This is a genomic window from Vibrio breoganii, from assembly GCF_024346795.1.
GTDB lineage: Bacteria > Pseudomonadota > Gammaproteobacteria > Enterobacterales > Vibrionaceae > Vibrio > Vibrio breoganii.
This window is the reverse complement of record NZ_AP024864.1, coordinates 379,639-394,915: the sequence shown is the minus strand read 5'-3', so window position 1 is coordinate 394,915 and position 15,277 is coordinate 379,639. Positions and strand designations below refer to the sequence as shown.

Here is a 15,277-nt window from a genome sequence, read left to right as displayed (position 1 = left end):
ACACACATTCGGGCTAAGAACGAACTTAGCCCGTAAACTTATTAATGAAATAGTAAGGAATATAACCATGAAAAAGACACTACTAGCCGTATTACTTTCAATGACAGCAGCGTCAGCTATGGCAGAGATGGATCATTCAAAGATGGACCACGGTTCTATGAACCATGAGAGCATGGACCACAGTAATATGAATCATGGCGATATGGACCATAACAAAATGGATCATTCAATGATGTCGATGGAAGGCATGTCTGATGTTGGCATGCCAGCAACAGGTGCAAAGCCAGATAAAGTCGTCCATGTTGTGTTGGCAGATGACATGACAATCAAGTTCAAAAAAGAAGTACAAATAGAACCGAATGATGTCGTTCAATTTGTGGTTATGAATGTTGGTAAGATTGATCATGAATTCACTATTGGCTCAGCGAAAGAGCAACTTGAACATCGAGAAATGATGAAGAAAATGCCTCATCATATGCATGATTCTGGGAATGCAGTTACAGTAAAACCGGGTAAAGCTAAGCAGTTGTTTTGGCACTTCCACGGGGATAGCAAGGTTGAATTTGCATGCAATATTCCAGGGCATGCAGAAGCAGGCATGATTAAAAAAGTGAGTTTATAGGCGCTATAAAGGAATCTGATGATGTTAAAGCGTTCATTCATGCTAGTGGGGATGTTTAGTGTGAGCTTATTCTCCTATGCGTCGGAAGGCTCAATTTCAGCCGGTGAGTCGACTTTTCGTACTGTAGGGGGATATGGATGTATTGCGTGTCATGGGCTTTATGGTCAAGGGGGAGGTAACGTTGGTGGGAACATCAGAGGTAACTCCTTAAATGACCTGAAATACAGCCTAGAGCATGAACAAACAATGAAGCTTTTAGGCGACGCACTAAGTGAACAAGATAAGATAAATCTAGCAGACTACATGGAGTATCTTGGAACGTTTCAATTAGTGGATTGGATGTATGAAGGTACCAAGGGGGCGCTACTCTCAGTTTCTATAGATAGCGGCAAGAAGAGTCAGTTGGTGGTACTAAATAAAACGTTTGAGTCGATGTCAATTGATCTCTCCCCTTTGGCTGGTAAACATTTAACACTGCGTGTAGAGCCGTATGAAACTCAGTACTTTGAGTGGCTTCCTGAAAAGGGAGTATATGAGCTGAGCTATGGCGATGAAGCCGTCAGTATTAACGTAAAATAGATTTTAGTTAGGTAACTTTATGAGTAAAAAATTGAGACTTATTGCACTTTCATCTTTGATTTTGAGTTTTAACGTCTTTGCTAAGCCTGTTATTGAGCTTTATAAATCGCCTACTTGTGGTTGCTGCAAGGAATGGGCTGCAATTATGGAGAAGAAAGGCTATGAAGTGAATGTTAACCATGCTCGTGATTGGAGTGATGTCAAACAAGAGTTTGGTATGCCTAATCAACTGATGTCCTGCCATACAGCTGTCATTGATGGCTATATGATTGAAGGGCATGTTCCTGAGTCTGATATCAAACGTTTGCTTGAGGAGAGACCTGAAAATATTTCAGGAATTGCCGCTCCTGGTATGCCGCAGCATTCGCCGGGAATGGCACGACCAGGGCAAGAGTACAAAGGCTTTAATGTGGTGTCTTTTGACAAGACAGGTCACATGAAGCTGTACAATAAGTACTAAAAGTCGATTAAGCATTTTGGGCTCTTGAGGTAAGAGAGGAGCTCTTTTATTTAATTAAAAGCAGCACTTACACTAACTGAAACGAGCCCCCATCATTCCGCTTTATCCAAAAGTTTGTTAAGCGAGACTCGGGTTGACCAACCACTAAATGACTAGAAAGGACTGTCTCTTGTAACGCTCAAAAAGTTTCAAACTTTACTGTCATAATTCTGTTGTACAGAAGGTTATTGATCAATTTAGTTTCAAACTTTATTGTCACTTTTTGTATCTAGAGCTACTTGGTATTAAACCTTACAGGATAGAAAAGTTTCAAACTTTAATGTCCTTCGACAAAAGGGGCCTTTGGCCCCTTTTTTATTTCCGTCGATATTGGTCTAGCAAAAAGGATGAAACACAAAAACGAATCTTGTGGTGCAAGTACACTAATCAACAAAATTATAGTCACATGATTGCATATGATAGTCTAACATTTAACCATCAGAATATTGACTGGATGAATTGATATGCAAATCGAAGAAACACAAAACTTCATCCAACCACTAAAAGATACCTTAGCCGACTTCTTCTTTTATCTTGCTATCATTTGGGGCGTAGTAATGATCCTAGGGTATGCTCTATTGATCCTAAAGCGCCACTTAGAAGTAATTAAAGAGCAAAAAATCATGCATAATAGGCATGATACCTCTCATCATAAATAACCATTAATATTGATCTAGACAACAATATTGATAAGCATTCCTTTTATTTTTATATTTAAATATTGTTATGATTTAGTTGATTGTTTGCTCTGTTAAAGTGATCACCACAATAAAACTATTACAATAAAAATCTAAAGACAAATTCTCGTAATTACATTTCGTTCATTATGTTTTTTCGTATCACGTTTATTATATTCACCGAATGAGTTTAAGATCACAACATCGTATTGACTCAGTGTATGAGTTTGCACTCTACTGGTAGACTCATGCGACTTTGTTTTGACTCTATGGCTTATTGTTTTTATGGATAGGAAATATCGAATAAACTTGCTATTCAATGCAAATAAGGTTTATGACCGACAAGTAATTGAAGGCATTGGCGAATACTTACAAGCAACTCAGTGTGACTGGGATATTTTTCTTGAGGAAGACTTTACGACTCACTTGGAGAATGTTCAAGCTTGGCAAGGCGATGGCATCATTGCAGATTTTGACAATCCGGAGATAGAGCGCTTACTTTCAAACTCAAACATTCCTGTGGTCGGCGTGGGTGGCTCTTACCAGTCTGAAAATGATTACCCCGACGTCCCCTATGTGGCTACAGATAACCAAGCCTTAGTGGAAATGGCATTCCAACACCTAAAAGGCAAAGGGCTACAAAATTTTGCTTTTTATGGCATCCCTGATGCGCCTTGTCGCCGCTGGGCCAGCGAAAGAGAAAAGGCATTCAAAAACATCGTCGCTCGCGAGGGCTATGCTAGCGCAGTGTTTCGTGGCAATGAGACCTCATCAGGCAGTTGGCAATATGATATGAACCGCCTTGCTGATTGGCTACAAAGGCTTCCAACCCCCACAGGGATTATTGCAGTAACAGACTCAAGAGCTCGACATCTGTTGCAGGTATGCAGCCATTTAAACATCATGGTCCCTGACAAAGTTGCTGTGATTGGCATCGACAATGAAGAGGTAACTCGATACCTCACAAGAGTATCCCTGAGCTCTGTGGCTCAAGGTAGTAAGGAAATGGGTTATCGCGCGGCTAAGATGCTCCACAACATCTTAGATACCCAAGCTAACTCTGAAAATGCAGCCTTAGTTCCTACAGCAAGACCTAGAGTCATGATTCCACCATCAATGGTGTATGAGCGTCAAAGCACTGACTACCAGGCCTTAAACGATCCTTATGTGATTCAGGCGATGCACTTTATTCGTCACAATGCCTGCAAAGGAATCAAGGTCGATCAGGTACTCAGCTATGTGGGTATCTCTCGTTCAAACATGGAAGTGCGATTTAAAGAGGCCAGAGGACACTCTATCCATCAAGAGATTCATAACTCAAAATTGAAGAGAGCTTGCAACCTACTCACCAGCACCTCACTCTCGATCAATGATATCGCAGAGGTCTGTGGCTACCCATCGTTACAATACATGTATACGGTATTTAAAAAGAACTTTGAAATGACACCTAAAGACTTTAGAGAAAAGTCAGCTTAGAGAAGTAAAAACTCTTTCATATTAAAAAGCCCCGTTATAAATACGGGGCTTTATTAATTAAAGCTCTGTTTGGGGGTGAGCTTATTATAAATAATCAATCAGTAATTATTATATCAATCAATTTAAATAGTAATACCTAGGCGATTGATTGAAATTACTGTTATTAGCAACTTAATTATGCAATCTGGTTTATGTGATAAACATCTAAAAACTGATAAGGCTTGCTCAATAATCCATCACAAATAATTCGAGAAACGTTTTTCAGTTCCTGAATGAGACTTGTCGCACAAATAACAAATACATGAATTTTAGTACTAAAAATCGTAATTGAAGGAATGAGATAAAAAGTAAATTATGACTATCGAAGCCTGTTACTCATTTTGGATATTACGATTATGACCGAATTCTTTAAAAACATTAATAAAATTAAATTTGAAGGCACCGAGTCTTCAAACCCTCTTGCTTTCCGCCACTACGACGCCGACAAAATGGTACTGGGCAAAAGCATGAAAGAGCACCTGCGCTTTGCTGCATGCTACTGGCACAACTTCTGCTGGGCTGGCTCTGACGTATTTGGCGCTGGCACTTACGACCGTCCGTGGCTAAAAAGCAACGACCCAATGGAAGTGGCTCGTATGAAAGCCGACCACGCCTTCGATTTCTTCTCAAAGCTAACCGTGCCTTACTACTGTTTCCACGACACCGATGTGGCTCCTGAAGGCAACTCTATCAAAGAGTACATCAACAACTTCCAAACTATGGTTGACGTACTAGAGCAGAAACAAGCCGAAACCGGCACCAAACTACTTTGGGGTACAGCCAACGCCTTCTCTAATCCTCGCTACATGTCAGGTGCAGGCACTAACCCTGACCCGAAAGTGTTTGCGTATGCGGCAACTCAAATTTTCAACGCTATGGGCGCAACTAAGCGTCTAGGTGGTGAGAACTACGTGCTTTGGGGTGGTCGTGAAGGCTACGAAACACTGCTTAACACTGACCTTCGCCAAGAGCGCGAGCAATTAGGCCGCCTAATGCAGATGGTGGTTGAGCACAAACATAAGATTGGCTTTAACGGCACTATCTTGATTGAGCCTAAGCCACAAGAGCCGACTAAGCACCAATACGACTACGATACAGCGACTGTATATGGCTTCTTGAAGCAATACGGCCTTGAAGATGAAATCAAGGTCAACATCGAAGCAAACCACGCTACTCTTGCAGGGCACAGCTTCCACCATGAAGTGGCAACTGCGACCTCTCTAGGCCTATTCGGCTCTATTGATGCAAACCGTGGTGATGCTCAGCTAGGTTGGGATACTGACCAGTTCCCTAACAGCGTTGAAGAAAACACATTAGTGATGTACGAAATCCTGAAAGCCGGCGGTTTTACTACTGGTGGTTTTAACTTTGATGCTCGTCTTCGTCGCCCATCTATCGACGCTGAAGACCTATTCCACGGCCATATTGGCGGCATGGATGTGATGGCGAAATCTCTAGAAAATGCAGCCGCAATGCTAGAAAACGACGTGCTAGGTAAGCTGACTTCTGAGCGCTACGCAGGCTGGAATGACGACCTAGGTAAGAAAATCCTAAGCGGTGAAATGAACCTTGAACAAGTGGCTAAGTTTGCTCAAGAGAAAAACATTGCACCTAAGATGGTATCGGGTCGTCAAGAGCACCTAGAAAACATCGTTAACAACTTTATTTTTAAATAACAAAGCGATACGTTAACCAATCAAGCCCGAGCACCATATACATTAAGGTTCTCGGGCTTTTTAATAAACAAATTCGCAGTGAACTACAAGAATAAGAAATGACAATGACACATGTAATCCAAAACCCAATACTTAAAGGCTTTAACCCCGATCCTTCCATAGTTCGAGTGGGCGATGATTATTACATTGCCACTTCAACGTTCGAGTGGTTTCCTGGCATTCAGATCCACCATTCTAAAGACCTAGTCAACTGGCGTCTCGCCGGGCATGTTCTTACTCGCACCTCACAACTGGACATGAAAGGCATGGATAACTCTGAAGGTGTCTACGCCCCTACTCTTACTTATGCTGACGGTAAGTTCTGGGTTTGTTTTTCCAACGTACACTCATGTCGAGGTGGCAACTGGATGGCAACCCCATGTTTTGTTGTGACCGCAGAGAACATCGAAGGTCCATGGAGTGAGCCAGTTTCCATAGGAAACTATGGCTTTGATCCTTCACTGTTTCATGACGACGACGGCAAGAAATACATGGTCAATATGGTGTGGGATGGTAGACAAAAAACCAATTTCTTTGGTGGCATTGTAGTTCAAGAATTTGACGTCGAAAGACAGTCTCTGGTTGGAAAGCCGTACAATGTGTTCAAAGGCACCCAACTTGGTTGTACCGAAGGACCACAGATCCTCAAGAAAGACGGTTACTACTACCTAATTACTGCAGAAGGTGGCACTGAGCGTAATCATGCTGTCACTGTATGTCGTTCTAAGAATATATTGGGGCCTTATGAGGTTCATCCTGAAAACCCAATCCTAACTACGCGCTTTCAAGAAAATGCGCCTCTTGAGCGTGCTGGGCACGGCTTCTTTGTTGAGACCCAAAATGGTGAGTGGTATCTAAGCCATCTATGTAGCAGACGCATTCCAAATCCAGAGGGCTATCAATTTATACCCGATTATGACAATGGCTACTCGATTCTTGGGCGTGAATCGGCGATTCAAAAAGCGCACTGGCAAGAGGGTTGGCCTTATGTCACTTCAGGTCGTATACCTGCCCTCGAAGTAGAGGCTCCAGATCTTCAGCCTCATCCTTGGCCAAGTAAACCAAGTCGTGACAACTTCGAATCCACAACCCTTGCAGTTGATTATCAAACACTAAGAGAGCCCGCTGACGAGTCTTGGTTATCTCTAACTGAGCGCCCAGGGTATTTGAGACTAAAGGGCCGCCACTATCTCTCGTCAAGGTACGATCAAAGCATGTTGGCTCGCCGCTTTCAGGCTTTCTATTGCACCGTAGAAACCAAGCTAGAGTTTGCACCTGAAACGCCTTATGAGATGGCCGGTTTGTGCGCCTACTACTCGCGCAATGGCCACTATTTCTTAAAGATGAGCGCCGATGATGAAGGAAACAGACTGCTACAAATAGTTGGAAATATAAACGATGTCTACGGGGAGTATTCTGAGGAGGTGTTTATTGGTGATACCGACGCTGTCTTTATGCGTCTCGAGCTCGATTGCCAGTGGTATCGCTTTAGTTATTCATTAGACGGACAGACTTGGCAACAGATAGGCCCTTCTCTAAACAGTACGCCACTGTCCGATGAAGGTGGCCCAGATATCTTCCGTTTCACCGGCAGTTTTGCAGCGTTATTTTCCGCCGACATTCGCGGACAAAAGCGAGCTGCTGACTTTGAGTATTTCGACTACATCGAACATCAAGACAAGCAATAAAACCCAACAAAAAGCGCATTGCCCAATCAGGTAGTGTGCTGTTAAAAGATTAAATGACTATTTGAGTGAGAATATTATGAATGACACGACGGCAACAGCAAGCGAACTGAGTGATGCAGAGAAGGTAACGGCGCGCGATCTTGAGCGTGCTAGCTCACTAAAGCCGATCTCTTCGCCTTTGGTTACCCACATGTATACAGCGGATCCCTCCGCACATGTTTTTAATGGCAAGATCTACATCTATCCTTCTCATGATATCGAAACGGATCAGCCTCTAAACGACAACGGTGATCACTTTGATATGCGTGATTACCATGTCATCTCTCTTGACCAACCTTTTGGCAAGGCAACAGATCACGGCAATGCACTAGACGTTAAAGACGTGAAATGGGCAGAGCGTCAAATGTGGGCGCCAGATGCTGCTGAGAAAGACGGTAAATATTATCTGTATTTCCCTGCTAAAAATGCCGAGGGCATCTTTCATATAGGCGTGGCAGTCGCAGACCAACCAGAAGGTCCGTTTACCCCAGAAGAAACTCACATCCAAGGTACCTACAGTATTGACCCTGCGGTATTCCAAGATGAGGATAACCAATACTACCTATACATTGGTGGCCTATGGGGCGGTCAACTGCAAAATTGGCGTGATAACCAATATGGTGAAGAGATATTCCCACAAGATCACGAACTAGCCCTTTTACCAAAAGTGGCCAAACTCGCAGACAACATGGTTGATCTTGCCGAAACACCTCGTGACATCGAGATCCTTGATGAGAATGGAGACCTGCTTCTAGCAGGAGATACCGACCGTCGTTACTTTGAGGGCCCATGGCTACACAAACACAACGATACTTACTACTTCTCATACTCTACCGGTGATACCCATAAAATAGTGTATGCCACCAGCGAGTCACCGTATGGTCCGTTTACTTATCAAGGCGTTATTTTAGAGCCCGTTTTAGGCTGGACAACTCACCACTCAATTGCTGAGTTTGAAGGCAAATGGTTCTTGTTCTACCATGACAGCACCTTATCCGGAGGTCAGACACACCTTCGCAATATCAAGATGACAGAGCTGATTCATAACGAAGATGGCAGTATTCAAACCATTACTCCTTATCTCGATATCTAAAATTAAGACACCAATTCCCCTTCAAGCGCACACCAAAACGGTGTGCGTTTTTTATGGTTTCTGTTAATTATCTAGGCACAAAAAAAGAGGTGACCTAAGCCACCTCTATTTCAATTTACTCAATAATCTAACGCAAGGTTATCCTAGTTAACTCTTCACCAAGATAAGACATATTGCTCCCCGGTACTGGGTAAAGTTGATATTTACGTCCCTCTCCGTCGTTGTCTGACAGGGCAATATTCCACTGAATGCTTTCGCCATCTTTTAGCTCTGAATCAAGTTCAATAGCAAACATTAACTGTGTGCCCTCCTCGTTCCATTGCGCTTCATAGCCAAGTGCATAGTTGGTCGGCTCAAAACCTTTCCCAACCACAGTTCTAAACTGCGTCATATCCTTGTCGCCCTGCTGAACAAACACCTCAACGTTATCGTTTTCATAGCTTTGTTCAGCGCCAGTAAAGGTCACATCATCTTGTCTTTCTACAACACCGTACAACCATTTACCGTGAACACCAACCTGCCACGAGCCCGATACATCCGTATCATCAAAACTCATATCCCTCTGATTTAGCTGATTAAAAGCAAACGAGTAACGATAGGCATTTTCCCAAACACTATCATCAGCACTGCTTGGTGCCTTGCTTAATTGACTCATAGAAAACGTCGGTGGTGTAGAGATTGGATTCGGTGACACAACAGCATTCTGTCCATTCATGAACAGCTCGCCAAACTCTTCTCCCTGCCAACCCACGTTGTTACCCGTCAGCGGATAAAGCTGAGCTTTGCGGTTGCCATCGTCGGTGTCGTTATCATTATCCGATAGCGCAATATTAAAGCCTAACGTCTCACCCACTAGGTCTTCAAAACCGTCAAATTCAATGACAAAATCAAACACCTTACCGTCTTCACTCCATGTTCCCGAGGCTTTTCCAGGGAAACCTAACGGAGCAAAGTCTTGGCCTACGATTGAACGGAACTGCCAGTATTGTTCACCAAGTCGAATGAACACCTCAACATTGTCATTCTCATGCACAAGGCTATGGTTGGTCACCGTTGTCTCGTCTGAGCGAATCACTTGGCCTATAAGTTTGTTCTTGTAGTAACCCATGCCCCATTTGCCGCTCACCGTCTCTGAGTTAGGCAGTCTTTGGTCTTTGCCATTAAGTTGGTTGTAGACAAATGGGTAATAAACCACAGCTTCAGCATTCAATGATTCTGACGACAAAGGCTTGGCATTGAATGGGCTGACATGGCGTTTTGCATTACTTAGGTCGGTAATGGGTTCATAGCCAAAGTTTCCGGTTACCGCATCCACCAATACATCTTGCACCGCCAAATAGGCCGGTTTTGCGCGGTAGTCTTTATCCAGCATCAAGGCTCTGCCGTAACCCTCAAACCAAGACGGAACCCAAGAGTATTTGTCACTCAATCCCCAGGTGGTATACATGTCAACTTCAGGATAATAGGCCGCAAGCTTCATTAAGGTCTCATAGTGCTTTGCTTGGTCATTGAGCCCCGCCTGACCTTCACTGTCTCGCATACGCACATCTATCTCAGTGAAGTGCGTATCCAGTCCAATCTCAGAGAATCGTTCAATATTGCGCGCAATAGACGCCTCACCAATAGGGTATTCACTCATCAGATGTAACTGTGTGCCAACGCCATGAATTGGCACACCTTTTTCTAGCAATGCCTTTAAGTGACGATACACCGCATTAGATTTTGGCCCCATGGCTTCTGTGGAGTAATCATTGTAAAACAGCACAGCATCGGGATCCGCTTCATGCGCCCATCGAAAAGCCATCTCGATATATTCTTCACCTAAGACTTGATACCACAGTGTTTCTCTAAAGGTGCCGTTGTCATTAAAGGCTTCGTTGACCACATCCCAGTAAGCTACCCGACCTTTATAATGGCCGACCACTGTCTTGATGTGCTGCTCTAGAACCTCACTCAGCTCTTCTTTAGTCCACTTGGTCTCTTCTAGCCATTTAGGGTTTTGGATGTGCCAAACGAGGGCGTGTCCTTTGACAACCATGTCATGCTCTTCAGCAAACTCAACGAGTTGATCTGCTTTACTAAAATCGAACTGACCACGCTCGGGCTGAACATAGCTAAACTTCATTTCATTCTCTGGCGTGATTTGCGAAAAGTCGCGGATCAATACCTGACGAAATAGAGGGTCTTCTAAGTGTCGAGTCTCTACCGCAGCACCTATCGCAAGGTTGATTTGATCAGCCAGAGATTTAAGAGGCATACCCGGAAGTTCGCCCGGTTTAGCCATAGCGGGTGTGGTTTCTTGAGTGGGCTGATTGGATTGTTCGGCGGAGCAAGCTGAGAGTAATGCGAGACAGAGCGAAGGGAAAAGTAACTTTCTCATCTTTATTTCCTTTTCTAGATGCAATTACACAACTGGATGCCTTAGTAGCATCCAGTATGTGGTTGTCATCAAATAGTGAGTAGGTGAAGGTTTATCCTTTAACAGCACCAGAGGTAAGTCCGTCGATGAGTCGACGTGATGCCAGTATAAATAGAATAAGTAGTGGCAATACTGCGATGGCAGCACCGATAGAGACGGCGCCCCAAGGCACTTGTCCCGTTCCCTGCAGGGCACGAAGAGCCAGCGGCACTGTAAACATCTTCATGTCGTTCATTACCACCAAAGGTCCCATGAAGTTGTTCCATGTTCCGATAAAGGTAATCAAACCTAAAGTACCGAATGCAGGCGTAATTAGAGGCACGATAACTCGGTAGTAGATCTTAAACTCACCACAGCCATCCATTCGCGCCGCTTCAACCAGCTCTTTAGGAATAGAGCTTGCAATGAACTGTCGCATCATGAAGATCCCCATCGCTCCACAAGCCGCAGGGATGATCAGTGCCTTAGGATCGTTCATCCAACCGATAGTAGACATAATCATTGCCGTTGGGATCATTCCTAGGAATGGAGGTAGCAACATGGTCGCCATAATGCCAACAAAAAGCGCGTTCTTGAACTTAAAGTCAAACATAGCGAAGGCGTAGCCAGCCAGTGAACAGAACAATAGGTTCAAGAAGGTCACCACAATGGCAACATATAAACTCAAGCCAAGGTTGTGCCAAAAGTAAGGTAGAAACTCCAATAAGGTATTAAAGTTTTCTACTAAGTAATCACCCAACCCAATCGGTGGCGGTACAGACAAGATGCCCGCATTCGAATGAGAGGAGAATATAAACATGAAGTAGAACGGAGCAATCATGATTACTGCTCCAACGGCTACAAAACCGTAGGCAATGAGCTTATCTTTTTCTATTACTTTTCTCATTGGTTGTTCCCACCTAAAAGCTTGTTATTTATTAGCGTCAATCCGGCAATAATCATGAATAGAATCCAAGAGATTGCTGACGCTGTACCAAAGTCACTTTCAACGAATGCTGTGATGTACATGTGCATCGCGGCTGTCTTACCCGCTTGCTCTAAGCCACCAGTACCGCCAGTGATGATGAAGGGTTCTTCAAACAACTGCAGGTTACCGATGATGGTGAGTGTTACTGCAAAGAAGGCCATCGGTTTTAGCAATGGCAAAGTGATATGCAGGAACTGCTGATAACGGTTGGCACCATCGATGATGGCTGCTTCATAGATATCTTTTGGAATAGTCTGCAGTGCTGACAAGTACAACACGGTGTTCCAGCCAACAAATCGCCAGAAGACCACAAATGAGATCATATCTTTGGTATAGGCAGGTTTAGCCCAATCAATGTTCTCTGTAGGGAATAGCCACGACAGAACCTTGATATCAGCAATAGTGAAGTTACCCAGAGAGGTAAGCACCTGGTTGATCATGCCGAAATCGCGTGAGAATAAGGTAGTGAATACCAAGGAGATCGCGACCGTAGACGTAATGTAAGGAACAAAGTAAATACCAATTACGGTATTTCGCATTCTCATAAAGCTAGTATGAATGAAAAATGCTAACGGCAGAGCAACAGCGTGTTGCGGAATACCCGACTTAAGGGCAATAACAAAGGTGTTATATATTGAGGTTTGGAACCATTCATCTTGCAGGGCGAATGTATAGTTCTCAATACCTACCCACTCCATTGCAGCGAGACCCGCTGCAGGCTCCCAATAATGGAATGACAAATACAAAGAAAATAAAAGTGGAAATAATCCGAAGATGCCAAATATTACGAAGAATGGCAGCACAAAAATATAAGGGGCAACTTTGTTGCCTTTGCGCAGCCAAAAACGACTCTTTTGTGGCGAAGTAGGACTGGTAGCTAATAAAGAACTCATAATCTTATCCCAACTAAAAAACAGCGGGTTAGGGTCACTGCCCTAACCCGGGCGTTACTTAACGACGACGTGCACGACGTTTGATTTGCTTCTCAGCATTCGCTAGTACCTGATCGATATCAGCGTCTTTTTCTAGCACTTGCTCAAGTGCATCATTGATAACTTGGCGAGCGACTTCGTCATAGCGGTCAGCAACACGTGCTGGTACTTTCTCTGATGCGGCACGCCAAACTAAGCGAGCTTGTTGTCCACCTAGGTAAGGCACTTCTTCGTTGAAGAACTCAGCTGAATGAACTGATTGCAGTGCAGGGAATGCGTTGATCTCTACGAAACCTAGCATTTGTACTTCAGGGTTCGTTGCCATGAACTCGATGAACTTCCATGCCGCTTCTTTGTTTTTCGCTTTCTTAGGGATGCCGTAGAAAGATCCACCCCAGCTTGCATATGCCTCAGCAGGAAGTTGAGCCGTACGCCACTTACCTACTTCTTCAGGAGCAATCCAGTCTTGTAAGTGACCGCCTAACCAAGCACCCATCATTTGCGATGCAATCGTTCCGCGACGCAGACCTTCTGTCCACTCATTTGACCAAGCACCTACTTCAGCATCAATGCCAGCATCACGCGCTTTTTTCGCTAAACGGAAGGCTTCTTTAAAGCGTGGAGAGTTAACCAAGATGTTATGTTCACTATCGAAGTAAACACCCTCGCCATCTTTTAAATTGGCACGAATGTAAATGTCTTTGATATCAACCGCATTTGCTAGCAAGTAGCTGCCTGTTGTCTCCTTAACCTTGATACCAGCCTCAATGAATGAGTCCCAATCCTTAATCAGTTCTTCTTCAGTCACACCCGCTTTATCAAGTATGTCTTTACGATAGAACGTCGCACCAGGACCGATGTCAGCCGGGACACCAGACAATACGCCTTTTGAGTTTGTGCCTTGAGCTACAGCATAAGGTACAAGCTGATCGGTAAATTGAGTGGCGTTGTATGGTGCTGCACCTAGGTCTTCTAAGCCGCCCCCTTCAATGAATCGACCAACATAGCCATACTCAATGCCCATCACGTCAGGCACATTGGCACCAGTCGCAAGCGCTGTTGTCATCGCATTATGGTGATCGCCGTAAGCTAGAGTGACAACTTTGACCTTAATGTCTGGGTATTGCTTCTCAAATAAAGGAACTGCAGCTTCTGCTACCTGGTTAAAGTTGGGAAAAGAGGCAACGCTAAGCTCCACTGTCTCTGCCTGAGCATAGCCAGCAACGGCGGATGCTATCGCAAGAGACATTACCTTGAGATTTAACTTTTTCATTATTCTTCCTTTTTATAGTAGGGTAATGCTTTGATTTTCATCGAAATAGTGAACATTTCGAGAGTCAAAATACACGTTAATACGATCGTCTAGATCTTCTTCTTGGTATGGGGTTTCGATGGTGATTCGCTTTGAACCAAGCAAACCATTCACATGAATAACGGAGCCCAAGACTTCATGCCCAATAACATCGACCTTGGCAGAACAACGGTGAGTCGCATCGACATCGTTCTCAGTTAAGGTGAAGTCCTGTGGACGAATACCAATGGACTCAACCGTATTGATATCGATGGAATGCGGCAGGCAACTGACGAAGTCTTGTTCAGTAGAAGGCATGATGTTGATTTCAGGACTACCGATGAATTTGGCGACAAACTTAGTGCGAGGCTTTTCGAATATCTCTTTTGGCGTTCCCACCTGTTCAATAACACCGTTATTCAGAATCACAATTCGATCCGCTAGCGTCATCGCTTCAACTTGGTCATGGGTAACGTAGATAACCGTGGTTTGAACACGCTTGTGTAAGGCTTTTATTTCTTTGCGCATTGCTCCGCGCAGCTTCGCATCCAAGTTAGATAGGGGTTCATCAAATAGGAATACCTCGGGGGTACGAACCATTGCACGTCCCATCGCGACACGCTGTCTTTGACCACCCGATAGATCTTTAGGCTTTCTATCAAGTAGAGGCGTCAGCTCCAAAACCTCTGCCACTTCAGCAACCATCTCTTTACGCTTAATCTTATCCACCTTCATGTTCTCTAGCGCAAAGCCGATATTTTGTTCTACTGTCATATGCGGGTAGAGAGCATAGCTTTGAAATACCATTGCGATATTTCGCTCAATTGGGTGCAGGTCGTTTACAAGTAGGTCATCAATGTAGATTTCGCCGTCACTGATGTCTTCTAGGCCCGCTAGCATTCTTAAGGTGGTGGATTTACCGCAGCCAGAAGGTCCTAACAGAACCACAAACTCACCATGTTTTATGTCTAGGTCAACGCCTTTTACTACTTCCGTATCGCCGTAGGATTTTTTTAAGTTGTTAAATTTTACAGATGCCATTTACATCACCTAAGAGTAATAAACCTTCAAAATTTTCTGTCATTCATACTGTGAAATAATAAGCTCATCAGCAATTGTGAAATTTCATATCAAATTTATTCTTTTTATTTGTCAGCGAGGTTTATCTCAATAATTAGCTATTGCTCACATTTATAATTCCTTTACAGCACATGGCATTGACAGGTTGAGTTTATTTATCA

The 15,277-nt window shown here is 43.9% G+C and carries 13 protein-coding genes; 8 read left to right on the top strand and 5 right to left on the bottom strand.

Annotated features, from left to right (window positions below):
- Positions 1-67 precede the first annotated feature (67 nt).
- The 8 genes from copI to OCU35_RS01855 all read left to right on the top strand — a co-directional run bounded on the left by copI (position 68) and on the right by OCU35_RS01855 (position 8,427).
- A complete protein-coding gene (gene copI, locus OCU35_RS01890; RefSeq protein ID WP_261825560.1) occupies positions 68-622 on the top strand; it encodes a copper-resistant cuproprotein CopI in 555 nt (184 codons plus the stop codon).
- An 18-nt stretch (positions 623-640) separates the two neighbouring features.
- Positions 641-1,201, top strand: a complete 561-nt coding sequence (locus OCU35_RS01885; protein ID WP_261825559.1) for a hypothetical protein — start codon at positions 641-643, stop codon at positions 1,199-1,201.
- Positions 1,202-1,220: 19 nt separating this feature from the next.
- Entirely contained in the window at positions 1,221-1,661 is a 441-nt protein-coding gene (locus tag OCU35_RS01880) for a DUF411 domain-containing protein (protein ID WP_261825558.1), read from the top strand.
- Positions 1,662-2,164: 503 nt separating this feature from the next.
- The gene (locus OCU35_RS01875; RefSeq protein WP_102334597.1) at positions 2,165-2,359 is read left to right on the top strand and encodes a hypothetical protein; all 195 of its coding nucleotides are present in this window, start codon (positions 2,165-2,167) and stop codon (positions 2,357-2,359) included.
- A gap of 303 nt (positions 2,360-2,662) precedes the next feature.
- Positions 2,663-3,853: a XylR family transcriptional regulator gene (locus OCU35_RS01870; RefSeq protein ID WP_038132521.1), complete on the top strand. Its 1,191-nt coding sequence runs from the start codon at positions 2,663-2,665 to the stop codon at positions 3,851-3,853.
- Between the two features lie 395 nt (positions 3,854-4,248).
- Complete coding sequence (gene xylA, locus OCU35_RS01865) at positions 4,249-5,568, top strand: xylose isomerase (RefSeq protein ID WP_065210238.1); 1,320 nt, start codon at positions 4,249-4,251, stop codon at positions 5,566-5,568.
- Positions 5,569-5,672: 104 nt separating this feature from the next.
- Complete coding sequence (locus OCU35_RS01860; RefSeq protein WP_261825557.1) at positions 5,673-7,295, top strand: glycoside hydrolase family 43 protein; 1,623 nt, start codon at positions 5,673-5,675, stop codon at positions 7,293-7,295.
- A gap of 76 nt (positions 7,296-7,371) precedes the next feature.
- Entirely contained in the window at positions 7,372-8,427 is a 1,056-nt protein-coding gene (locus OCU35_RS01855; RefSeq protein WP_261825556.1) for a glycoside hydrolase family 43 protein, read from the top strand.
- 127 nt (positions 8,428-8,554) lie between these two features.
- On the opposite strand, the gene OCU35_RS01850 is transcribed toward OCU35_RS01855, so the two are convergent.
- The 5 genes from OCU35_RS01850 to OCU35_RS01830 all read right to left on the bottom strand — a co-directional run bounded on the left by OCU35_RS01850 (position 8,555) and on the right by OCU35_RS01830 (position 15,077).
- Positions 8,555-10,807, bottom strand: a complete 2,253-nt coding sequence (locus tag OCU35_RS01850; RefSeq protein ID WP_261825555.1) for an endo-1,4-beta-xylanase — start codon at positions 10,805-10,807, stop codon at positions 8,555-8,557.
- A 91-nt stretch (positions 10,808-10,898) separates the two neighbouring features.
- Positions 10,899-11,732 carry a carbohydrate ABC transporter permease gene (locus OCU35_RS01845; RefSeq protein ID WP_017026786.1) on the bottom strand — a complete coding sequence of 278 codons (834 nt, stop codon included), beginning with the start codon at positions 11,730-11,732 and terminating at the stop codon, positions 10,899-10,901.
- Entirely contained in the window at positions 11,729-12,706 is a 978-nt protein-coding gene (locus OCU35_RS01840; RefSeq protein WP_261825554.1) for a carbohydrate ABC transporter permease, read from the bottom strand. The genes OCU35_RS01845 and OCU35_RS01840 overlap by 4 nt, the downstream gene beginning before the upstream one ends.
- Positions 12,707-12,764: 58 nt before the next feature.
- Positions 12,765-14,018, bottom strand: a complete 1,254-nt coding sequence (locus OCU35_RS01835; protein ID WP_017026784.1) for an ABC transporter substrate-binding protein — start codon at positions 14,016-14,018, stop codon at positions 12,765-12,767.
- A 12-nt stretch (positions 14,019-14,030) separates the two neighbouring features.
- Positions 14,031-15,077: an ABC transporter ATP-binding protein gene (locus OCU35_RS01830; protein WP_017026783.1), complete on the bottom strand. Its 1,047-nt coding sequence runs from the start codon at positions 15,075-15,077 to the stop codon at positions 14,031-14,033.
- Between the last annotated feature and the right edge of the window lie 200 nt (positions 15,078-15,277).